This is a genomic window from Pseudomonas sp. NPDC090208 (assembly GCF_044746785.1).
Lineage (GTDB): Bacteria > Pseudomonadota > Gammaproteobacteria > Pseudomonadales > Pseudomonadaceae > Aquipseudomonas.
The window spans coordinates 620,251-641,722 of sequence record NZ_JBIVCU010000001.1 but is presented as its reverse complement, the minus strand read 5'-3'; the positions used below and the strand labels follow the sequence as shown (position 1 = coordinate 641,722).

General features: G+C 61.9%; 24 protein-coding genes. 8 read left to right on the top strand and 16 right to left on the bottom strand.

The annotated features are described in order from the left end of the window. Positions 1-35: 35 nt before the first annotated feature. The gene (phoB, locus tag ACIPL0_RS02845) at positions 36-725 is read right to left on the bottom strand and encodes a phosphate regulon transcriptional regulator PhoB (RefSeq protein ID WP_062379821.1); all 690 of its coding nucleotides are present in this window, start codon (positions 723-725) and stop codon (positions 36-38) included. Positions 726-896: 171 nt separating this feature from the next. On the opposite strand from phoB, the gene ACIPL0_RS02840 reads away from it, so the two are divergent. Beyond that, complete coding sequence (locus ACIPL0_RS02840) at positions 897-1,277, top strand: hypothetical protein (RefSeq protein WP_400596823.1); 381 nt, start codon at positions 897-899, stop codon at positions 1,275-1,277. A 30-nt stretch (positions 1,278-1,307) separates the two neighbouring features. Here the strand turns inward: ACIPL0_RS02840 and ubiA are convergent, their stop codons facing one another. Together ubiA and ACIPL0_RS02830 are read right to left on the bottom strand one after the other, a co-directional pair. Then, positions 1,308-2,198 (bottom strand): 4-hydroxybenzoate octaprenyltransferase, encoded by an 891-nt coding sequence (ubiA, locus tag ACIPL0_RS02835; RefSeq protein WP_400596822.1) that lies wholly within the window; start codon positions 2,196-2,198, stop codon positions 1,308-1,310. After that, the gene (locus ACIPL0_RS02830) at positions 2,198-2,773 is read right to left on the bottom strand and encodes a chorismate--pyruvate lyase family protein (protein WP_400596821.1); all 576 of its coding nucleotides are present in this window, start codon (positions 2,771-2,773) and stop codon (positions 2,198-2,200) included. The genes ubiA and ACIPL0_RS02830 overlap by 1 nt, the downstream gene beginning before the upstream one ends. Before the next feature lie 207 nt (positions 2,774-2,980). Here ACIPL0_RS02830 and ACIPL0_RS02825 point away from each other — a divergent pair, with 207 nt between their 5' ends. From ACIPL0_RS02825 to ACIPL0_RS02810, 4 genes are all read left to right on the top strand, one after another. Beyond that, entirely contained in the window at positions 2,981-3,148 is a 168-nt protein-coding gene (locus tag ACIPL0_RS02825) for a rubredoxin (protein ID WP_062379816.1), read from the top strand. A 38-nt stretch (positions 3,149-3,186) separates the two neighbouring features. Continuing rightward, positions 3,187-4,335 carry an NAD(P)/FAD-dependent oxidoreductase gene (locus tag ACIPL0_RS02820; protein WP_400596819.1) on the top strand — a complete coding sequence of 383 codons (1,149 nt, stop codon included), beginning with the start codon at positions 3,187-3,189 and terminating at the stop codon, positions 4,333-4,335. A gap of 189 nt (positions 4,336-4,524) precedes the next feature. After that, positions 4,525-4,800 (top strand): HU family DNA-binding protein, encoded by a 276-nt coding sequence (locus ACIPL0_RS02815; protein WP_037017594.1) that lies wholly within the window; start codon positions 4,525-4,527, stop codon positions 4,798-4,800. A gap of 295 nt (positions 4,801-5,095) precedes the next feature. Next, positions 5,096-5,473 (top strand): SCP2 sterol-binding domain-containing protein, encoded by a 378-nt coding sequence (locus tag ACIPL0_RS02810; protein ID WP_400596818.1) that lies wholly within the window; start codon positions 5,096-5,098, stop codon positions 5,471-5,473. Between the two features lie 172 nt (positions 5,474-5,645). Here the strand turns inward: ACIPL0_RS02810 and ACIPL0_RS02805 are convergent, their stop codons facing one another. From ACIPL0_RS02805 to exbB, 6 genes are all read right to left on the bottom strand, one after another. Continuing rightward, a complete protein-coding gene (locus ACIPL0_RS02805) occupies positions 5,646-7,040 on the bottom strand; it encodes an aminoacyl-tRNA deacylase and HDOD domain-containing protein (RefSeq protein ID WP_400596817.1) in 1,395 nt (464 codons plus the stop codon). An 88-nt stretch (positions 7,041-7,128) separates the two neighbouring features. Next, the gene (recG, locus tag ACIPL0_RS02800) at positions 7,129-9,204 is read right to left on the bottom strand and encodes an ATP-dependent DNA helicase RecG (protein WP_400596816.1); all 2,076 of its coding nucleotides are present in this window, start codon (positions 9,202-9,204) and stop codon (positions 7,129-7,131) included. An 8-nt stretch (positions 9,205-9,212) separates the two neighbouring features. Then, entirely contained in the window at positions 9,213-10,142 is a 930-nt protein-coding gene (locus tag ACIPL0_RS02795; protein ID WP_400596815.1) for a hydrogen peroxide-inducible genes activator, read from the bottom strand. Between the two features lie 92 nt (positions 10,143-10,234). Beyond that, a complete protein-coding gene (locus ACIPL0_RS02790) occupies positions 10,235-10,978 on the bottom strand; it encodes an energy transducer TonB (RefSeq protein WP_400596814.1) in 744 nt (247 codons plus the stop codon). Continuing rightward, positions 10,975-11,400: a TonB system transport protein ExbD gene (gene exbD / locus ACIPL0_RS02785; protein WP_400596813.1), complete on the bottom strand. Its 426-nt coding sequence runs from the start codon at positions 11,398-11,400 to the stop codon at positions 10,975-10,977. The genes ACIPL0_RS02790 and exbD overlap by 4 nt, the downstream gene beginning before the upstream one ends. 3 nt (positions 11,401-11,403) lie before the next feature. Further along, the gene (gene exbB, locus ACIPL0_RS02780; protein WP_400596812.1) at positions 11,404-12,381 is read right to left on the bottom strand and encodes a tonB-system energizer ExbB; all 978 of its coding nucleotides are present in this window, start codon (positions 12,379-12,381) and stop codon (positions 11,404-11,406) included. 212 nt (positions 12,382-12,593) lie between these two features. Here exbB and ACIPL0_RS02775 point away from each other — a divergent pair, with 212 nt between their 5' ends. Continuing rightward, complete coding sequence (locus ACIPL0_RS02775; protein ID WP_400596811.1) at positions 12,594-13,445, top strand: SDR family oxidoreductase; 852 nt, start codon at positions 12,594-12,596, stop codon at positions 13,443-13,445. A 154-nt stretch (positions 13,446-13,599) separates the two neighbouring features. On the opposite strand, the gene ACIPL0_RS02770 is transcribed toward ACIPL0_RS02775, so the two are convergent. The 6 genes from ACIPL0_RS02770 to ACIPL0_RS02745 all read right to left on the bottom strand — a co-directional run bounded on the left by ACIPL0_RS02770 (position 13,600) and on the right by ACIPL0_RS02745 (position 19,000). Further along, positions 13,600-14,337 carry a hypothetical protein gene (locus ACIPL0_RS02770; protein WP_400596810.1) on the bottom strand — a complete coding sequence of 246 codons (738 nt, stop codon included), beginning with the start codon at positions 14,335-14,337 and terminating at the stop codon, positions 13,600-13,602. Positions 14,338-14,396: 59 nt separating this feature from the next. Beyond that, positions 14,397-14,777: a RidA family protein gene (locus tag ACIPL0_RS02765; RefSeq protein ID WP_400596809.1), complete on the bottom strand. Its 381-nt coding sequence runs from the start codon at positions 14,775-14,777 to the stop codon at positions 14,397-14,399. 23 nt (positions 14,778-14,800) lie between these two features. Next, complete coding sequence (gene spoT / locus ACIPL0_RS02760) at positions 14,801-16,909, bottom strand: bifunctional GTP diphosphokinase/guanosine-3',5'-bis pyrophosphate 3'-pyrophosphohydrolase (RefSeq protein ID WP_400596808.1); 2,109 nt, start codon at positions 16,907-16,909, stop codon at positions 14,801-14,803. 60 nt (positions 16,910-16,969) lie between these two features. Continuing rightward, entirely contained in the window at positions 16,970-17,233 is a 264-nt protein-coding gene (rpoZ, locus tag ACIPL0_RS02755; protein WP_004887180.1) for a DNA-directed RNA polymerase subunit omega, read from the bottom strand. Between the two features lie 269 nt (positions 17,234-17,502). Then, the gene (gene gmk / locus ACIPL0_RS02750; protein ID WP_400596873.1) at positions 17,503-18,123 is read right to left on the bottom strand and encodes a guanylate kinase; all 621 of its coding nucleotides are present in this window, start codon (positions 18,121-18,123) and stop codon (positions 17,503-17,505) included. 13 nt (positions 18,124-18,136) lie between these two features. Then, a complete protein-coding gene (locus tag ACIPL0_RS02745) occupies positions 18,137-19,000 on the bottom strand; it encodes a YicC/YloC family endoribonuclease (RefSeq protein ID WP_400596807.1) in 864 nt (287 codons plus the stop codon). Positions 19,001-19,300: 300 nt separating this feature from the next. On the opposite strand from ACIPL0_RS02745, the gene rph reads away from it, so the two are divergent. Together rph and ACIPL0_RS02735 are read left to right on the top strand one after the other, a co-directional pair. Next, the gene (gene rph, locus ACIPL0_RS02740) at positions 19,301-20,023 is read left to right on the top strand and encodes a ribonuclease PH (RefSeq protein ID WP_400596806.1); all 723 of its coding nucleotides are present in this window, start codon (positions 19,301-19,303) and stop codon (positions 20,021-20,023) included. 31 nt (positions 20,024-20,054) lie between these two features. Beyond that, complete coding sequence (locus ACIPL0_RS02735) at positions 20,055-20,423, top strand: DUF4870 domain-containing protein (RefSeq protein WP_400596805.1); 369 nt, start codon at positions 20,055-20,057, stop codon at positions 20,421-20,423. A gap of 239 nt (positions 20,424-20,662) precedes the next feature. Here ACIPL0_RS02735 and ACIPL0_RS02730 read toward each other — a convergent pair whose 3' ends face one another. Continuing rightward, complete coding sequence (locus ACIPL0_RS02730; RefSeq protein WP_400596804.1) at positions 20,663-21,442, bottom strand: catabolite repression control protein Crc; 780 nt, start codon at positions 21,440-21,442, stop codon at positions 20,663-20,665. Between the last annotated feature and the right edge of the window lie 30 nt (positions 21,443-21,472).

Genomic DNA, 21,472 nt, shown 5'->3' with positions numbered 1-21,472 from the left:
TGAAGCAGGCGGGCTGACCGCCGCCAAAAGCCGGTTCAGCTTTTGGTGGAAAAACGGTAGCCAGTGCCGCGGACGGTTTGTACCAGATTTTCATAGGCATCGCCGAGAGCCTTGCGCAGACGGCGGATGTGCACGTCGACGGTGCGCTCTTCGACATAGACGTTGCCGCCCCAGACCTGATCGAGCAGCTGGCCACGGGTGTAGGCGCGCTCCTGGTGGGTCATGAAGAACTGCAGCAGACGGTATTCGGTCGGGCCCATCTCGGCAGGTTTGCCGTCGATGGTCACGCGGTGGCTGATCGGATCGAGCAGCAGGCCGCCGACTTCGATGGGCGATTCACCGTCGTTCGGGCCAGCGCGGCGCAGCACGGCCTTGAGGCGGGCGACCAGTTCGCGCGGGGAAAACGGCTTGGTGATGTAGTCATCGGCGCCGACTTCAAGACCCTGGATCTTGTTGTCCTCTTCGCCTTTGGCGGTGAGCATGATGATCGGGATATCACCGGTCAGCTCGTCGCGCTTCAGGCGACGGGCCAGCTCGATGCCGGAGGTGCCGGGCAGCATCCAGTCGAGCAGGATCAGATCGGGTTTGCGGTCGACGATGACGGCGTGGGCCTGTTGAGAGTTCTCTGCCTCCATGCAGTCATAGCCGGCCATTTCCAGCGCGACGGCGATCATCTCGCGAATGGGCGCTTCGTCGTCGACGATCAGAATGCTCCTGCCAACCATGCCTCGAACCTCATGTCATTTAACTGTCTTGGGGCGCATTAGATAACGGAATTATTGCAGTCGTGTGACAGGTTAGTTGGGCACAGGCGAAACGCACGGTCCAGAGCTAAGCTTGTCGGCTCGTGCTGCAAGAACTGTCCAAACAACCACCACAAAATGGGGCTTTATCTGATGGCTAAAATTTCATCTGCTGTTTTAGGGCTTTTGGCTGCTGCTGCGCTGACGACTTCCGGAATGGCTTTCGCCCATCACCAGGCCATGGAGAAGGACGGCGTACTGACCGACCACCACGGCATGACGCTGTACACCTTCGACAAGGACACCTCCGCCGGCAAGTCAGTGTGCAACGATCAGTGCGCGGTGAACTGGCCGCCGCTGGTGGCCGCCGCCGGCGAAAAGGCCGAGGGCGACTGGACCATCATCAAGCGCGACGACGGTGCGTCGCAGTGGGTCTATAAAGGCAAGCCGCTGTACACCTTCAAGGGCGACAAGGCCGCTGGCGACAAGACCGGCGACGGCAAGAACGACGTCTGGCACCTCGCCAAACCCTGATTCACCTCTACGTTGCGCTGGCCGACAGGGTCAGCGCAGCGCGTAATCGACCACGATCCCCAGGAAAATCGCCAGGCCTGCCCAATGATTGTGCAGAAACGCCCTGAAGCAGGCCTGTGGATCCTTGTCCCGGGTTGACCAGAATTCCCAGGCGAAGCAGCCGGCAGCCACCAGCAGGCCCAGGAAGAAATACAGGCCCAGCTCGAAGCGCGACCCGGCCAGCATCAGGCAGAACAGCGCCAGGCCTTGCAGGGTCAGAATGATCACCCGGTCGGCCTCGCCGAACAGCACGGCGGTGGATTTCACGCCGATCTTCAGATCGTCTTCGCGGTCGGTGATCGCGTAGTAAGTGTCGTAGCCCACGGTCCACAGCAGGTTGGCGATGTACAGCAGCCACGCAGCCGCCGGCAGGTCGCCGGTCTCGGCGGTGAACGCCATCGGCATGCCCCAGGAGAATGCCGCGCCCAGCACCACCTGCGGGTAATAGGTGTAGCGCTTCATGAACGGGTAACAGGCCGCCAGCGCCAGACCGCCGAACGACAGCCAAATGGTGGTGGCGTTGGTCAGCAGGACCAGCACGAAACTCAGGCCCACCAGCACGGCGAACAGCATCAGGGCTTCTTTGGAACTGACCTTGCCGCTGGCCAGTGGACGCAATTCGGTGCGTTTGACGTGGCCGTCGACCTTGCGGTCGGCGAAGTCGTTGATCACGCAGCCGGCAGCGCGCATCAGGAACACGCCGACCACGAAAATCAGCACGTTGCCCAGCGACGGTGAGCCCTTGCCGGCAATCCACAAGGCCCACAGCGTCGGCCACAGCAGCAGATAAATGCCGATGGGCTTGTCGATCCGCATCAGTTGAATGAAATCCCAGGCCCGTGGATGCAGGCGGTTCAAGGATTTGAGCAACGACAGGTACATCAGTGGCGCTCCTTGGCGTTGGAATCGGCGGTTTCGATGGCGTGCCAGACGGTCGGCAGAAAGACTTCGGCCACCAGAATGCTCAGCGGCCCCCGGCTGAAACAGGAGCGGCGCCCCCACAGTTGGTCTTCGCGGTCGGCGTCGGGCAGCCATGGTGCAGGGTAGCGGCAGATTTCCAGCGGCCCACGGGCGAAGGCTCTGTCGCTGAACAGCAGTTCGCCCAGCGAGCGGGTGCCGAGTTCGTCCATGTGCAGACCGTCGTGTTCCAGCGCCTGGCGGCCCGCCACGCTGCGGGCGAATACCCAGGGTTCGCCGTGGCCTAGCAAGTACACCTCACGCACCCAGCCTTCGCTGCCGGCGGGCAGGCGCAACGCGCTGCACTCGTCATCACGCAGAAACTGCCAGCCTTCGAACAGCGGCACGACGCTGAAACCGTCATGGGACAAGCGGGTGAGGCGGCGAGTGAGGGAGTCTTCGTGGAACAACCACTCAAGGCCCAGTGGCGCAGGTGCATCGATCAGTTGATCGCGCGACTGCCACTGGGGCGTCGGACTGGCAGGATTGTGCTGGATCACGGTGAGCGTTTATTGGCGGCAATCGAGGCGGCGAGCTTAGCATGATTGCGCGGGCGCACTGAGCCCCGGGCTCTGGCCTGTGTGTCGATGACGCTTGCGTGAAGGCCCCGTGATCAGTAAAACGCCCAGACCCGATCGAAAAAGATGCGCGAACGTAGCCATGGCGGTCGGGTCTGTCCAGCCTGTGAAGAACGAGAGAACCAAGCGATGAAAAAGTGGCAATGCATTGTCTGTGGCCTGATTTACAACGAAGCCGACGGTTGGCCGGATGACGGCATTGCCCCCGGTACACGCTGGGAAGACGTGCCGGAAGACTGGCTCTGCCCGGATTGTGGGGTGGGCAAGATGGACTTCGAGATGATCGAAATCGGCTGATCCATACAGCCATTTTTCAACTGAATAGGAAGATACGCATGAACGCACCTGTGGTGATCGTCGGCACTGGCCTGGCCGGTTACAACCTGGCTCGGGAATTTCGCAAGCTCGATAGCGAAACGCCGCTGTTGCTGATCACCACCGATGACGGCCGTTCCTATTCCAAGCCGATGTTGTCCACCGGCTTTGGCAAGAACAAGGAAGCCGACGGCCTGAGCATGGCCGAACCGGGCGCCATGGCCGAGCAATTGAAAGCCGAAGTGCGTACCCACACCCGCGTCAGCGGCATCGATCCGGGTCACAAGCGCCTGTGGATCGGCGAGGAGGCGGTGTACTACCGCGATCTGGTGCTGGCCTGGGGGGCGGACACCGTGCGAGTCCCGGTCACCGGCGATGCCGAGGACGCGATCTTCCCGATCAACGATCTGGAAGATTACGCGCGTTTTCGCGCGGCAGCGGCGGGCAAGCGGCGGGTGCTGATTCTCGGTGCCGGTCTGATCGGCTGCGAATTCGCCAACGACCTGATCGTCGGTGGCTATGAGGTCGATCTGGTGGCGCCGTGCGAGCAAGTCATGCCGACCCTGTTGCATCCGGCAGCAGCCGCTGCGGTGCAGGCTGGCCTGGAAAGTCTGGGTGCGCGTTTCCATCTGGGGCCGGTACTGACGCGCCTGTTGCGCTCGGGGGACGGCCTGGAAGCGCACCTGTCCGACGGCGAAGTGCTGCACTGCGATCTGGTGGTCTCGGCCATCGGTCTGCGACCACGGGTCGACCTGGCCGCTGCGGCGGGTCTGGAAACCGGGCGTGGCGTGATCGTTGACCGTCAGCTGCAGACGTCCCACGCCAATATCTACGCCCTGGGCGACTGCGCCGAGGTCGATGGCTTGAACCTGCTGTACGTCATGCCGCTGATGAGCTGCGCTCGCGCACTGGCGCAAACCCTGGCCGGAACGCCGACGGCGGTGAAGTACGGTCCGATGCCGATCACCGTGAAAACCCCGGTCTGCCCACTGGTGGTATCGCCGCCACCGAAGGGCACGGAAGGCGTCTGGACAGTCGAGGGCGAGGGCGCCGATATCAAGGCGCTGTGCCGTGATGCCGACGGCAACCTGCTGGGCTACGCGCTGACTGGCGCTGCGGTAATGGACAAACTGGCGCTGAATAAGGTGTTGCCGGCCTTGCTGGCGTAAAAAGCGGTCGTTCTGTCGGATAAGCCCTGTTTTTGTTGATACAAACGTGGCGCACGTACTGGCGCGTGCTTCGGCAGCATGCCATCCTCATTGCGGTCTGCCGCTACGTAGAGCCGTCGCGGCACCCGCTCGCTGTTCGGGAAGGACACGACGGGACATAAAAACAAAAAACCGTACAAGAGGCTTCATATGCGTAAACCAGAACTCGCAGCCGCTATCGCTGAAAAAGCAGATCTCACCAAAGAACAAGCCAACCGCGTCCTCAATGCGGTCCTCGATGAAATCACCAACGCTCTGCACAAAAAGGACAGTGTGACGCTGGTAGGCTTCGGCACCTTCCTGCAACGCCATCGTGGCGCGCGCACCGGCAAAAACCCGCAAACCGGCGAGCCGGTCAAGATCAAGGCCAGCAACACCGTGGCCTTCAAGCCAGGCAAATTCCTGAAGGACAGCGTCAACCCGTAATCCAACGCCGGACGTCTTGCGGAAGGCGAACGGCGCGTACAGCAAAATGGGCACACCAATGCGGTTGGGTGCCCATTTTTCATGCATGAAATATTGTAGGAGTGAGCTTGCTCGCGATGGCGACGTGTCAGGCGATATCGATGTGCCAAGGCGAACGCCATCGCGGGCAAGCGCGCTCCTACAGCTCTGGCTCGCCACTTTGCGACCGCCTGGTTCTCGTCGCACGGCCGATCTTCAAGCCCGTTACACTGCGGCGGACTGCGCTTTTCGCAGCCGACCCCATGAGGCCTTGAGCATGAAATTTCGTTTTCTTCTCTGGATGCTGGGCCTGTTGATGGCCCGTGCCAGCCGCAACAACCCGGCCTTTCAGCAGCAACTGGCGGGCAAGGACCTGACCTTCCAGCTACAGACGTCCGATGGCAAGGTGGCCCGGCATTTCCGGGTGCGTGATCAGCGTGTCAGCAGCCGCGCCGGCGCGATTGCCGAACCGGCCTTCGCCATTGCCTTTCGCGATGCCGCCTACGGCTTTGCCACAATGCAGGCGAAGAACAAGCAACTGGCGTTCATGCAGGGGATTCAGGACAAGCACATCCAGGTCAGCGGCAATACCGGGCTGGTGATGTGGTTTCAGGGGCTGACGAAGTATTTGAAGCCAAGGAAGAAGAAGGGCTGAGATTCCTGTAGGAGTGTGGCTTGTCCCGCGACCTGCTGCGAAGCAGCAGTAAAATCAGCTACCTCGGTTGTGTCTGAAACAGCGCATTCTCAGGATTTACTGCCGGTGCCCGGCAGGTCGCGGGACAAGCCGCGCTCCTACAGTTGTTGCAGGACGCGGCTTGTGGTTCGACTCAGTGAAACTGCGAAGCCAGTTCACGCAGCAGCGTTTCGGCTTCCAGCACCTTCTGCACAACGTCCTGGGCCTTTTCGCGGGTCAGTTCCAGACGCTCGAACAGCTCGTCAGGAATGGCCTCCATCGGGCCCGAGCCGATGCCTTCCTTGCGTAGCAGGCGAACCGCGAGGCACACCAGGTTGGCGTACTCGTGGTACTCGCCGGCGTACTGCGGGTCGTGCTGGAAGCGCAGGGCAGTGGTCAGCTCTTCCGGCATGTCCCAGCTGCGCATCTGCCAGGCGCCGATCTGCTCGCGGGAAATGCCCAGCAGGTGCTGCTCGACGAAGCTGTGATGCAGGTGCGGGTTGACCTCGATCTGCCGGCAGATCAGCGAGAAATGCGGCGGAAACACGTGGGCCAGCAGCAGATAACCGAAGTTGTGCAGCAGGCCGGCCAGGTAGGTCAGGCCGCTTTCCGGACGCTTGGCGCGCGGCATGGCGCGGGTCAGGCCTTCGATGACGGCGGCGGTGTAGATCGACTGCTGCCAGTACGGCGTGGCGTGTTGCGGATGATCTTTCGGCAGCGCCAGAGTCTTGCCCAGGGCCAGACCCAGTGCCAGGTTGATCACCAGATCGAAGCCCAGCACGCGGACGATGGCATCTTCCACCGAACGGATCTTGCCGGCCGAGCCGTAGTACGGCGACGCCGCCCAGCTCACGACCTGTGCAGCCAGTGCCGGGTCGGTTTCGACCACGCCGGTGATGTCGTCGACGGTGGCGTCAGGGTCGACCCGCAGCTTGATGATTTTCTGCGCAGTGTCGGCCAGCGGCGGGATTTCAACGGTGGCTTCCAGGCGCTGCTGGATGCGGCGCGCAGTGAAATTCTGTACCGCCTTGGTGATTTCTTCGACGTCGTCGGTCGGGCGCGTCAGATTGGGTTGGACCGAGGTCACGGCTTCGCCGATGCGTGCAGCGCTGGCCTTGCTCATCAGGGTCTTGAAGTCATTGCTGCTGATTTCCAGTAGCAGGCCCGGCTCGCCGGAGTCGATCAGCAGGGTACTTTCCTGCAGCAAGCGCTCGTCGTACAGGCACGGCGAACCGATCAGGGCCGGAATGGCAGGCAGGGAGTGCAGGCTCTGGCGGCTCAGCAGTTGTTCCAGACGCTCGCGAGGCATCGCGGTCATGTTGCGTCCGGTCAGGTCGGTGATGCGATTGAGGTCCAGCAACTGATTCTGCGGGAACAGGATCAGCATCGCGCCGACCGAGTCACCGACCAGAATGGCCTGGACTTTCTGTGCGGCCGGAAGTGTTTCGTCGTCCATGACTTCGCGGTAGCTGATGGCGGCTGTGCCAAGCAACTGCCGGATGACAGACGGGGCGTGTTGGGTTGCGTCGATTTGGGCAACTTCTGTCATGGTCTGTATCCAGATTCCTACAATTGCTGAAGTATAACCAGCTTAGTTGTTCTATAGGTGAGACACACTCGTAATTGCGCTGACTGTTTCACACTTGGCCATATTGCTGCCCATGTCGCAGCCAGCGTTCCAGCAGCGGACTGACATGATGCGGCCAACGCTCCAGCAATGCCTGTGCCGCGTCGCGTACTGCCGGCAGCAGATCGGCGTCGCGCATCAGGTCCGCCACCTTGAATTGCAGCAGGCCGGTTTGCCGTGTTCCCAACATCTCGCCAGGGCCTCGCAGCTCCAGATCCTTTTCGGCGATGACGAAGCCGTCGTTGGTTTCACGCATGATCCCCAGTCGCTGTTTACCGATCTGCGACAGCGGTGGATGGTACAACAGCACGCAATGGCTGACAGCGCTGCCACGTCCGACCCGACCGCGTAACTGGTGGAGTTGCGCCAACCCCAGACGTTCCGGGTTTTCGATGATCATCAGGCTGGCATTGGGGACGTCCACGCCGACTTCGATGACTGTCGTGGCGACCAGCAATTGCAGATTGCCCTGTTTGAATTCGGCCATGACGGCCGCCTTTTCAGCAGGCTTCATGCGGCCATGGATCAACCCGACCTTGAGTTCGCCCAAGGCGCTGGTCAGCTCTTCGAAAGTGGTTTCGGCGGCCTGACAGGTCAGCTCTTCCGACTCCTCGATCAGCGTGCAGACCCAATACGCCTGGCGCCCCTCGGCACACGCATTGCGCACCCGCTCGACCACTTCGATGCGGCGGCTGTCGGCCACCAGTACGGTGTTGACCGGCGTACGCCCCGGCGGCAGCTCGTCGAGGATCGACGTGTCGAGGTCGGCATAGGCGCTCATCGCCAGGGTGCGCGGGATCGGCGTGGCGGTCATGATCAATTGGTGCGGGCACATGTTTCCGCCGACACCTTTCTTGCGCAGCGCCAGCCGTTGCTGGACGCCGAAGCGGTGTTGCTCGTCGATGATCACCAGCGCAAGGTTTTTGAACTGCACTTCGTCCTGAAACAGCGCATGGGTACCGACGACCATCGGCACGCCGTTGGCGATCTGTTCCAGCGACGCGGCGCGGGCCTTGCCCTTGAGCTTGCCGGCCAGCCATGCGGTTTCGATACCCAGCGGCTGCAGCCAGCGAGTGAAGTTGATGAAATGCTGTTCGGCGAGAATCTCGGTCGGCGCCATCAACGCCACCTGATAACCGGCTTCCAGTGCCTGCAGGGCGGCCAGCGCAGCGACCACGGTCTTGCCGGCACCCACGTCACCCTGGATCAGGCGCAGCATAGGCTCCTGCTGACTGAGATCGTAGGCGATTTCCTTGCCTACCCGTTGCTGTGCCCCCGTGGGAGGGAAGCCAAGGTTGGCGAGGAATTTCTTGGGCAGGCGTTTGGCGAGCGGCAATGCCGGTGCGCGCTGGGAGCGCAGGCTTTCGCGCAGGCGTTGCTGGGACAGCTGATGGGTCAGCAGTTCTTCGAATGCCAGCCGGTGCTGGGCCCAGTGGTGGCCGAGGGCAAGTTCTTCGACGTCAGCGTCTGCCGGTGGATGGTGCAGATAGCGGATGGCGTCGGCCAGTGGCGCCAACTGGTAATCCCGGGCCAGTTCGTCCGGCAACCAGTCCGGCAGGCTGCGCGGGCCGAGCATGCCGAGACTCTGCTGGCTCAGCTGGCGCAAGCGCTGCTGGGTCAGGCCTTCTGTGGTCGGGTAGATCGGCGTCAGCGTCTGTTCCACGGCGATGTGTTCTTCGCCGGTGATCGAGCGGTATTCGGGGTGATAGATCTCCAGCCCCGAAGCGCCGGGCCGTGCTTCTCCGTAGCAACGCAGATGGGTGCCGCGTTTGAGGCCGTCCTTCTGCGCGTTGCTGAAGTGGTAGAAGCGCAGGCTCAGCACGCCGGTGCCGTCACCCAGACGCACCAGCAGGCTACGGCGTTTGCCCATGACCACATCGGCACCGCTGACGACGCCTTCGACCACCGCGTCCTGGCCGGGGCGCAGGGCACCAATCGGCACGACGCGGGTGCGGTCCTGATAACGCAGCGGCAGGTGGAAAAGCACGTCCTGTATGTTTTCCAGACCGACTTTCGCCAGCTTTTCCGCCATGGCCTCGCCGACGCCCTTGAGCGCCGTGACCGAGACGTGGGACAGCTCTGTCATACCGTCGCTTAGCTCGCCTGCGCCTGGGCTTTAGGGCGGGCGACCGAACACAGGCGGATCGAGTCGGCGAGGATTTCGATGGCTTTTGGTCGCGGGAAGCTGGCACGCCAGGCGATGGCCACAGTGCGGAAAGGCACCGGTGCCGACAGTGGACGCACTTCGATCACGCCGGGCGCGTAATGGTGGCTGTCGACTGCCGACATCGGCAGGATCGATACGCCCAGCCCCGAAGCGACCATGTGGCGGATGGTCTCCAGCGAGCTGGATTCCACCGTGGTGTGCTTGGCGCTGTCGCCACCCTTGACCAGCGTCGGACAGGCTTCCAGCACCTGATCGCGGAAGCAGTGACCTTCACCCAGCAGCAACAGGCTCTTGTCGTTGAGCGCCGAGGCGTCGATGGTTTCTTTCTGGGTCCATGGATGGTCGGCCGGCATCAGCACCGAGAACGGTTCGTCGTACAGCGACATGGTCAACACGTCGGCCTCATTGAACGGCAGAGCGACGATGATCGCGTCGAGTTCACCATTGCGCAGCTTGTCGCGCAGGATATGGGTGAAGTTCTCTTCGATGTACAACGGCATTTGGGGGGCGACCCGGTGCAGTTGCGGAATCAGATGCGGGAACAGGTAAGGACCGACGGTATAGATCGCGCCGACTTTCAGCGGGGCGGTCAGCTGGTTCTTGCCGGTCTGCGCCAGTTCACGAATGCCCTGGGCCTGTTCAAGGACTTTCTGCGCCTGAGCCACGATGCCCTCGCCAACCGGCGTAAGACGTACCGCACTCTTGCTGCGCTCGAAAATCAGCACACCGAGTTCATCTTCCAGCTTCTTGACGCCTACCGACAGGGTCGGCTGGCTGACGTGGCAGCGTTCGGCCGCGTGGCCGAAGTGCTGCTCTTGAGCGAGGGTTACGATATAGCGCAATTCTGTGAGGGTCATAGCGTGCGTCCATGAAGTTGCGGCCCCAGCATAGCGGGTGCAATCGATAGACGCACGTTATCAGACCCTCCGTTGTCGCAAAATCCGTGATTTCAACGCTTGTCCAGCGAGTAAACAAACGGAGCGACCACTTCCAGCGTGCCGTTGTTGAGCAATTCGGCTGGTGGCTTTGGCAGTGGCTGGGCACGACGGATCATTTCCAGCGTGGCCCGATCCAGCGCCGCGCTGCCGGAACCACCGGCAATTTCGTACGACAGCACGCGACCTTCGCCATCCACCACGAAGCGCAGGCGGTTGATGCCCTGCATGCCACGGCGGCGAGCGTCTTCCGGATAACGCTTGAACTTGCTCAGGTGGCGCAACAGATCACCCTGCCAGCTTGGCAGTGCGGTGCTCGGTGGCGTCGGCGGAGCCGGTTCCGGTGCAGCCGATTTTTCCGGTTTGGCGTTGGAGGGCGGAGTGTCTACCGGTTTTTCATCGGCAGGCTTCTCTTCCTTCGGCGGCTCGACCTTCTTCACCGGTTTGGGCGGCTGAGGCTTGGGTTTTGGCTTGACCGGTTTCGGGATGGCGATTTCCGGCTTCGGCGCCTCGGCGATCGGCGGAATCGGCAACTGTTCTTCCGGTGCGGGCGGCTGCGGCGGTTGCACCACTTTCGGTGGCGGCGGTGGAGCAGGCTCGGGTATCGGCGCCAGCTCGACCATCATCGCTGCGGGTGGCAGCTCGATGGCCTGCGGGGCGGACCAGCGCAGCGCGACAATAATCGCCACGGCGTGAACCGCCAGCACCAACAACAGACTACCGCTATAGCGCGTCAGTTTTTGGCGCGTATTGATCATTTCTTACCAACCGTCTCAAGACCGACCAGACCGACTTTCAGGTAGCCGGCGCCACGCAGGGCGTTCATGACTTCCATCAGGTCGCCGTAGTCCACGCCTTTGTCGGCCTGGAAGAAGATGGTGGTGTCCTTGTTGCCTTTGGTCTTGGCATCGAGGATCGGCCCGATCTGCTCGCGGGCGACCTTGTCGTCGCCCAGGTAAAGGCTCTGGTCGGCCTTGACGCTGAGAAAGATCGGCTTCTCCGGCCTGGGCGCGGGTTTCGCGGTCGAGGCGGGGAGATCAACCTTGATGTCCACGGTGGCCAGCGGTGCTGCCACCATGAAGATGATGAGCAGTACCAGCATGACGTCGATGAACGGCGTCACGTTGATTTCGTGGTTCTCGGCGAGGTCGTCGCCACCTTCGTTAAGATGCAGGCCCATGAATTACCCCATCTTGACCATGTGCGGCTGCTGACGCTCGGCGACCGGCTGGTGGTCCAGATCGCGGCTGACCAGCAGCAGCACCTGGGCCGATGCGTCGGATACCTGCGCCTTGTAGCCGGCGATGGAGCGGGCGAAGACGTTGTAGATGACCACAGCAGGAATCGCGGCAACCAGACCCAGCGCGGTCGCCAACAGGGCTTCGGCGATACCCGGCGCCACGACGGCGAGGTTGGTGGTTTGGGTCTTGGCGATGCCGATGAAGCTGTTCATGATGCCCCACACGGTACCGAACAGGCCCACGAACGGCGCGGTCGAACCGATGGTGGCGAGCACGCCGGTGCCCATGCTCATGTTGCGTCCACAGGCGGCGACCAGACGTTCCAGGCGGAAGCTGACGCGTTCCTTGATGCCTTCACGCTCGCGGCTGTTGACCGACAGGTGCATTTCTTCCATGGCGTCATGCACCAGCAGGTTGGCCAGAGTGCCTTCCTTCTTGGCACCGGCGCTGGCTTCTTCCAGCGTGCGGGCACGCTTGAGGGCGGCGATTTCGCCACGCAGACGGCGTTTGGCGCCCAGCAGTTCCAGACCCTTGGCGATCCAGATGGTCCAGGTGATGATCGAGGCGATGGCCAGACCGATCATCACGGCTTTGACGATGATGTCGGCGTTCTTGTACATGCCCCATGGCGACAGGTCGTGGGACATGCCCAGGCTGTTGTCTTCGCCTGCGGCGGGTTCCAGCGATTCAACCGGCGCGGCGGCGGCAGTATCCTGAGCCGTCGGCGCAGCGGCGTTGTCAACCGAAGCGGACGCCGGCGCTGCTGCCTGTGCGGCAGGGGCTTGTGGTGCCGGAGCGCTGGAGTCAGCGAGGGCGACAGGCGTCAGCATCAGGCTGAACAGCACGGCAGCGAGGGCGCGCCCTGCGCGTGGCAGACCCGAGGCGGAGGTTGACGAAGCGGCGGATTGAATAGATGTCATGCTGGCCCGACCTGAAATGAAGATAGGTGTTTCGTTCTGATGCGTCGCGCTGGCACGAGGCGAGCGGAGAAGAACAAAGGGCCGACATTATTGCAAGTAATTCTTGTTAACAGAAGTAATAGCGTCGCTTTTTTTTGCCGGTAATGCGTCCCGATGGTCGCTTCGCAGTCCGGTTTTGCGGCTTGAAACGTCATTTTGTCTGGAGAATGTCCATGGCTGCCCCCTCTGTTTTGATTGCTGGATGCGGTGATATCGGCGGCCGACTGGCTTCGCAATTGTTGCCCCATGGCTGGACGGTATGCGGCCTGCGCCGATCGGTGGCGAAGCTGCCAGCGGGGGTTCTGGGTGTCAGCGGCGACCTGTTCGACGCGCGCATGCCGGAGCAGTGGCCGGAAGGCCGTATCGACTATCTGGTGTACTGCGCGACGCCTTCTCAGCGCGACGAGGCCGGCTATCGCGCAGCGTATGTCGAGGGGCTGCGGCATGTTCTGAGCTGGACCGAGCGCAGCGGGCAGAAGCCAAAACGGGTGATTTTCGTGTCCAGCAGCAGCGTTTACGGGCAGCAGCAGGGCGAATGGATCGATGAAACCTCGCCGGCCGAAGCGACCGGTTTTTCCGGTGTGGTCATGCGCGAGGCTGAAGCGCTGGCGCTGAGTTGCGGCTTCCCCGCCAGCATCGTGCGGCTCACCGGCATTTACGGACCCGGTCGCAGCGACCTGATGAACCGTGTGCGTCAGGGCTACAGCGTCGCTATCGATCCGCCGCTGTACGGCAACCGTATTCATGCCGACGATGCGGCAGGGTTGCTGGCGTTTCTGCTGCAGGCCGACGTGAAGGGGAGCGCGCTGGAGGATTGCTACCTGGGTGTCGACGATGCGCCCGCGCCGCTGGCCGAGGTGGTCGACTGGCTGCGCCAGCGCCTGGGAGTGACGCAATGGGCGGACGAAAACAGCGTGCGCCGCGCCGGCAGCAAGCGTTGCAGCAATGCCCGGGCACGGGCGTTGGGCTGGGTGCCTCGTTATGCGAGTTATCGCGAGGGGTATGAGGCGATGTTGCAGGAGTGATGACTAACTGATCATGCGTCGTGCTGAAGCTTCTCAATCGCCACAAGCTCTGTGGGAGGGAGCCCTGCTCGCGAAAGCGTAGTGCCAGTCATTGCAGTAGTGTCTGACCGAACGCATTCGCGAGCAGGGCTCCCTCCCACAAAGAGCCACAGCATTACTTGCGCTCCAGCACCCAGTGGCGTTCGCCCGGACGCAGGTCGGGCATCTCGGTGGCCTGGGCCTGGTTCACTGCCTGGAAGATTTCCAGCTGTTTGCCCTGACGCACGAAAATCCACGGGTTGCCGCGCTCGTTCTTCTCCAGCCACATGCTGTCGTACTCGCCGCTCATGGCGGCACAGTCGCCGGCCAGGCACAACGCATAGCGGTCATTGCCCGGCAGGCCACTCACGCTGCCGTCAGGCTGGAACTCGACAACGCTGCCCTGGCCTTCGCCGCTGACGATGGTCCATTTGCCGCCGATGTAAGCCGAATACAGTGCGCGCTCGAAACTGGTGCCCGGTTGGGCGCCGACCGGAGCCGCTTCCTTGGGTGCGCGGAAGTGTTGTTCAGGGCTGGAGTCGCTGGCGCTTTGCACCAGATCCTTGCCCTTGATCACCAGCTCGTCGGACGTATTGCCGTAAAAGTCGACACGCAACTTGCCGTCGACGTTGCTGGCAATGGTGCCTTCGCTCAGCTCGAAACCGTTGGAAGCCACAGCTTGATGGGCTTTGGTGTTGATGTTCCATTCCAGATTCGGTCCGTAGGCCAGCAGGGCCTGACGCAGGTTGCCGCCTTCGGCTGCTGCATCGATGGCCGCCTGGTTGATCCAGGTGCCGTCCGGGCTTTGGTTGGAGTGGCTGGCGCAGCCGCTGAGCAGCGCGGCCAGCAGTGAGAGGGCGAACGCGACGCGCATGGGCGGAGTCCTTTCAGTGCTTTTGGAAGGCGGAGCGTGAACACGCTCCGCCGAGGGATTTACTCGAGAACCAGTACCGCGTCCATCTCAACCTGGGCACCACGTGGCAGTGCGGCAACACCGATGGCGGCGCGAGCTGGGTAAGGCTGAGCGAAGTACTTGCCCATGATCTCGTTGACCTTGGCGAAGTGGCTCAGGTCGGTGAGGAAGATGTTCAGCTTGACGATGTCCTTGAACGAACCGCCTGCCGCTTCGGCCACGGCTTTCAGGTTCTCGAAGACCTGAACGGTCTGGGCTTCGAAGCCCTCAACCAGTTCCATGGTCTTCGGATCCAGCGGAATCTGGCCGGACATGTACACGGTATTGCCAGCCTTGATGGCCTGCGAGTACGTGCCGATGGCGGCAGGGGCTTTGTCGCTGGAGATGACGGTCTTGCTCATGAAGAACTCCTTGGGCGGGTTGGCTACGCGCGCATGCGGGTGATGCGGATCACCCCGGTCAGGGCACGCAGTTTCTTGATCACGCGGGCCAGGTGCACACGGTCGTGTACGCTGACCACCAGTTGGACCACGCTGATACGACCATCGCGTTCATCCATGCTGATTTTTTCGATGTTGCCGTCGGCGGCGTTGACGCTGCTGGCCAGCAGGGCGATCAGGCCGCGCTGATGTTCCAGCTCGACGCGCAGCTCGACATTGAATTCGCCGGTGACGTCCTTGGCCCAGGAAAGCTGGATGCATTTTTCCGGGTTGTGGCGGATTTCGCTGATGTTGCGGCAGTTGTCCAGGTGCACGACCATGCCTTTGCCCGCGGACAGGTGGCCCACGATAGGGTCGCCCGGAATCGGCGTGCAGCACTTGGCGTAGCTGAGGACCAGGCCTTCGGTGCCGCGAATCGCCAGCGGGCCTTCGGTGCTTGGCAGCGCTTCGGTTTCGCTGGCCAGCAGCCGGCGCGCGACGACATACGCCATGCGGTTACCCAGACCGATGTCTTCGAGGAGGTCTTCGATGACCTCGACCCGATACTCGGCCAGAACGGCCTGCACGCGTTCCTGCGGGATCTTGTCCAGGGTGCTGTCGAAACCGTTGAGCACCTTGTTCAGCAGGCGTTCGCCAAGGCTGATGGACTCCGAGCGGCGCTGCAGTTTGAGGGCGTGACGAATGTGCGTGCGTGCCTTGCCGGTGACCACGAAGTTGAGCCAGGCCGGATTTGGCCGGGCGCCCGGTGCGCTGACGATCTCGACCGTCGAACCGCTTTGCAGGGGTTCGGACAGCGGCGCCAGCCGGCGGTTGATGCGGCAGGCGATGCAGCTGTTGCCGACGTCGGTGTGTACGGCGTAGGCAAAGTCCACCGCCGTGGAGCCTTTGGGCAGCTCCATGATCCGGCCCTTGGGCGTGAACACGTAGACCTCGTCCGGGAACAGGTCGATCTTCACGCTCTCGATGAATTCCAGCGAGTTGCCGGCGCGTTGCTGCATTTCCAGCACGCCTTTGACCCACTGACGGGCGCGGGCATGGGTGCCTTTCGGCTGCTCGTCGCCCGAGGATTTGTACAGCCAGTGCGCGGCAATGCCGTTGTTGGCCATCTCTTCCATTTCGCGGGTGCGGATCTGGATCTCGATGGGCACGCCGTGCATGCCGAACAGCGTGGTGTGCAACGACTGATAGCCGTTGGCTTTGGGAATCGCGATGTAGTCCTTGAATCGGCCAGGCAGCGGCTTGTACAGATTGTGCACGGCGCCGAGCACGCGGTAGCAGGTATCGACCTTGTCGACGATGATGCGGAACGCGTAGACGTCCATGATCTCGTTGAAGGCTCGACGCTTGCCGCGCATCTTCTTGTAGATGCCGTAGAGGTGTTTCTGTCGCCCGCTGACTTCACCCTCGATGCCGTCCACCGCCAGGCAGTGGCTCAGGGACTCTTCGATCTTGTTGACCAGTTCCTTGCGGTTGCCACGGGCGCGTTTGACGGCCTGACCGATGCGCGAAGAGCGCATGGGGTACATGGCCTTGAAGCCGAGGTCCTCGAATTCGATGCGTACGCTGTGCATGCCCAGGCGGTTGGCGATGGGCGCGTAGATTTCCAGGGTTTCCTTGGCGATGCGCCGGCGTTTTTCGCCGGACAGCACTTCCAGCGTGCGCATGTTGTGCAGGCGGTCGGCGAGCTTGACCAGGATCACGCGAATGTCGCGTGCCATGGCCATGGCCATTTTCTGGAAGTTTTCGGCTTGGGCTTCGGCCTTGGTCTCGAAGTTCATCTGGGTCAGTTTGCTGACCCCGTCGACCAGTTCGGCCACGGTTTCGCCGAACTGCGCACAGAGCGCTTCCTTGGCGATACCGGTGTCTTCGATCACGTCATGCAGCATCGCGGCCATCAGGCTCTGATGGTCCATGTGCATGTCGGCGAGAATGCTTGCCACCGCCAGCGGGTGCGTGACGTAGGCTTCACCGCTACGACGGCGTTGGCCGTCGTGGGCTTGTTCGGCGTAGAAATACGCTCGGCGTACCAGATTGACCTGGTCTTTGCCGAGGTAGGTCGACAGGCGATCGGCGAGGGCGTCTATGCTCGGCAAGATGCGACTCCTTGCCGATGGCGTTGACCCTGCGCCTTGCTACGTCGACCGGGCATAGGCTTAGACGGCCTCGTTGGACTCGTCCTCGAACGCAGCGAACAGTGGTTCATCTTCAACGATTTCAGCTTCTGCAATGACGGCGTAGTCCATCAGGCCAGCTGCGATTTCGCGCAGGGCAACAACGGTAGGCTTGTCGTTTTCCCAGGCCAGCTTCGGCTCTTTGCCACCGGTTGCCAGTTGACGCGAACGTTTGGTGGCAAGCATGACCAGCTCAAAGCGGTTATCTACATGTTCCAGGCAGTCTTCAACGGTCACGCGGGCCATGGGTATTCCTCGTAGCAAATGCGGTATGCGCGTTGCCCGGATGGGCGAGCGGACTCGGTAGTTTACAAGCGGACAGTCGCAAGCTTCAAGCAGCAAGCCACGAGCGGTCGGTTTTCACAGCCTGCGATCGCGTGCCGGACAGGCTTTTTACAGGAGTGAGCTTGCTCGCGATGGCTGTTTGTCTGATACGCGATGGTGTCCGACTTGGCGCATCGCGAGCAAGCTCACTCCTGCAGGAGGCCGTGTTCGCAGTGCGAACGACGGCAGCCTCAGGCCAGCAATTGCGTCAGCAACTGGCTGTGACGCTGTTGCTGGTGTTCCTGGCTGAGCAGGTTGGCACGGAAGATCGCCTTGAGGTCTTCCAGCGCTGTGGCGAAGTCGTCGTTGATGACAATGTAGTCGTACTCGACGTAATGGCTCATTTCGCTGACCGCTTCACGCATCCGGCCTTCGATGATCTCGTCGCTGTCCTGACCACGGTTGGTCAGGCGCTGGCGCAGCGCCTGCTGGGTCGGCGGCAGAATGAAGATCGAACGGGCGTGAGGCATCAGCTTGCGCACCTGTTCGGCGCCCTGCCAGTCGATTTCCAGAATCAGGTCGTGGCCTTCGTCCAGGGTCTGCTGCAGACGGCTCTGCGAAGTCCCGTAGAGATTGCCGAATACCTCGGCCTGCTCAAGGAAATCGCCATGCTCGACCATGGCCAGAAACTCGGCGCGGTCGACGAAGTGGTAGTTCACGCCGTCCACTTCACCCGGGCGCATGGCGCGCGTGGTGTGGGAAACGGAAACGCGAATCTGCGGCTGGGCATCGATCAGGGCCTTGACCAGGCTGGTCTTGCCCGCGCCCGAAGGGGCGGAAATGATGTACAGGGTGCCGGTGCTGTGGGTCATGTCGGAGGTGGCCTTACTCAATGTTCTGCACTTGTTCGCGCATCTGCTCGATCAACACTTTGAGGTTGACGGCGGCTTGTGTGCTGCGAGGGTCGAAAGCTTTGGAGCCCAGGGTATTGGCTTCGCGGTTGAGTTCCTGCATCAGGAAATCCAGACGCCGGCCGGCCTGTCCGCCGGTCTTGAGCACGCGGCGTACTTCGGTGACGTGGGTGCTCAGACGGTCGAGTTCTTCGGCGACGTCGCTTTTCTGCGCCAGCAGGACCATTTCCTGTTCCAGGCGCTGCGGATCGAGCTCGGCCTTCATGTCGGCGAAGCGATCGAGCACCTTCTGGCGCTGTGTGGCAAGCATCTGCGGCACGAGGGTGCGCAGGGTAGCGACTTCGGTCTTGATTGCGGTCAGCCGTTCGTCGAGAAGTTTGGCCAGATCGGCACCTTCGCGGGCGCGGCCGGCCTTGAGCTCGTCGAGGGCTTCGTTGAACAGCGCCATGGCGTCATTGTTCAGCGCCTGCGGGTCGGCGGCATCGGCCACCAGAACGCCCGGCCAGGCGAGCACTTCCAGCGGATTCAGCGCGGCAGGCTGCTTGATCAGGCCGGCGACGATCTCGGCGGCGGCGACCAGTTGGCTGGCGCGCTCCTGATTGACCTGCAGCGGTTTGCCGGCGGACTCTTCGGTAAAGCGCAGGGTGCACTCGACCTTGCCACGGGACAGGCCCTGACGCAGCGCTTCGCGCACGGCGCCTTCCAGATCGCGGAAGGACTCCGGCAGGCGCAGGTGCGGTTCGAGATAGCGATGGTTCACCGAGCGCAATTCCCAGCTCAGCGTGCCTTGGGTGCCGGCCCGTTCGGCGCGGGCGAAAGCCGTCATGCTGTGCACCATGGCAAGTACCTCTATAAAGTCAGGCGTTTGGACTAGCCTGCACGGGCGATGGTCGGCCCGGACGTCGTGAAAGAAAGCCACAGGCTATAAAGGCGCAGGATTGTAGCGCAGTGCGGGGTATGCGCCCAAATGCGACGGTGTCGCAAGGGCCCCCGGGTGTCGCCCTTTCAGTGTTTTGCAGCGCAATTTCATAAGCCGTGCAGGGCGCCAATGGTCATCGATGCAGCATTAGAAGTGCCCAGCGTCGGCACACGCCTCTATAATGCACGTCAGTTTTCCGTCCCAGTACAGGTATCCCAGATGAAACGTCCAAGTGGTCGCGCTGCCGATCAGCTCCGCTCGATCCGCATCACCCGCAACTACACCAAACACGCCGAGGGTTCTGTGCTGGTCGAGTTCGGCGACACCAAAGTGATCTGCACCGTCAGTGTCGAAAACGGCGTGCCGCGCTTCCTCAAAGGCCAGGGCCAGGGCTGGCTGACCGCCGAATACGGCATGCTGCCGCGAGCGACCGGCGAGCGTAACCAGCGTGAAGCGAGCAAGGGCAAGCAGGGCGGCCGGACTCTGGAAATCCAGCGCCTGATCGGCCGTTCGCTGCGCGCAGCGCTGGACATGTCCAAGCTGGGCGACATCACTCTGTACGTCGACTGCGATGTGATCCAGGCCGACGGCGGCACCCGTACAGCGTCCATCACCGGCGCCATGGTCGCACTGGTCGACGCACTGAAAGCAATCAAGAAGCGCGGTGGCCTGAAGGCCGGTGATCCGCTCAAGCAGATGATCGCTGCGGTGTCCGTGGGCATGTATCAGGGCGAGCCGGTGCTGGATCTGGACTACCTGGAAGACTCCGCTGCCGAGACCGACCTCAACGTGGTCATGACCAGCACGGGTGGCTTCATCGAAGTGCAGGGCACCGCCGAGGGCGCGCCGTTCCAGCCTGAAGAGCTGAATGCCATGCTGGCCCTTGCACAAAAGGGCATGACCGAGCTGTTCGAGCTGCAACAGGCCGCACTGGCTGACTGATCACTTTTTCACCATCAACAGGGAACGCATGATGATCGATAGCCAGCCACCGCTGCCCACGCCAGGCAAGGAAGCCCGTCAGTGGGCGATGCTCTGCCATTTTTCCGCTTTCTTCGGGCTGATCTTCCCCTTCGGCAACCTGCTCGGGCCGCTGATTGTCTGGCAGTTGAAGAAAGAAGCGGACCCGTTCATCGATGCTCAGGGCAAGGAAGCGCTCAACTTCCAGATCACTGTGGCCATCGCGGTGATGCTCTGCTTTTTGCTGATGGTCATCGTCATCGGCTTTCCGTTGTTGATGCTGGTGAGCGTGGGTGCGCTGGTGCTGACCATCATCGCCGGGATCAAGGCCAACGACGGCGTTGCCTATCGCTATCCGTTTACCTGGCGGTTGATCAAGTAGCGAGCAGGGGGGGGCGGCTTGCGGTGTAACCGTCGTAGGAGCTGGCTTGTCCTGCGACCTGCCGGGAACCGGCAGCCAATCCAGCAACCGCGGTGTGTCAGGACTGCAAAGTCGTCAGATTTCACGACGGGTTCCCCGCTGGTCGCAGGGCAAGCCAGCTCCTACAGGGGGCGATACGAACAGCCCGCAGACAAACAAAAGCCGACTTCACGTCGGCTTTTCTTTTGAGCAACTGAGCGTCAGATGGTCAACGTCCAGTCGTAGTCCACGATCAGCGGCGCGTGCTGCGAGAAGCGCGGCTGGCGTGGCAGGCGAGCGCTACGCACGAAGCGGCGCAGACCCGGGGTCAGCAGTTGATAGTCGAAGCGCCAGCCCAGATTGAGCATCTCGGCCTGTTCGTTATCCGGCCACCAGCTGTACTGGTCGCCTTCACGGCTGACTTCGCGCAGGGCATCGACATAGCCCATGTTGCCGACAATCTCGTCCATCCAGGCACGCTCGGGCGCCAGGAAGCCGGGGGACTGCTGGCTGTCGCGCCAGTTCTTGATGTCCAGCTTTTGCTGCGCAACGTAGAGCGAGCCGCAGTAGATGTACTCGCGACGTTTGCGCCGCTGCTTGTCCAGATACTTGGCGAAGTCGTCCATGAGCTTGAACTTCTGGTTCAAGTCTTCATCACCGTTCATCCCGGACGGGAGCAGCAAGGTTGCAATACTGACTTTGTCGAAATCGGCCTGCAGGTAACGCCCGTAACGGTCGGCTGTTTCAAAGCCCAGACCGTTGATCACCGCTTTCGGCTGCAACCGCGAGTACAGTGCCACACCACCCTGGGCGGGGACTTCGGCATCGCAGGCATAGAGGAAGTAACCGTCCAGTTGGTAGGCCGGGTCGTCCAGTTCGAAGGCGGAGGCGCGGGTGTCCTGAAGGCAGATGACGTCGGCATTCTGGGCTTGCAGCCAACTGAGCAAACCACGCTCGACTGCAGCCTGAATACCATTAACGTTCACACTGATGATCCGCATAAATGGCCCCAAAAATCACGTGCGTGTATG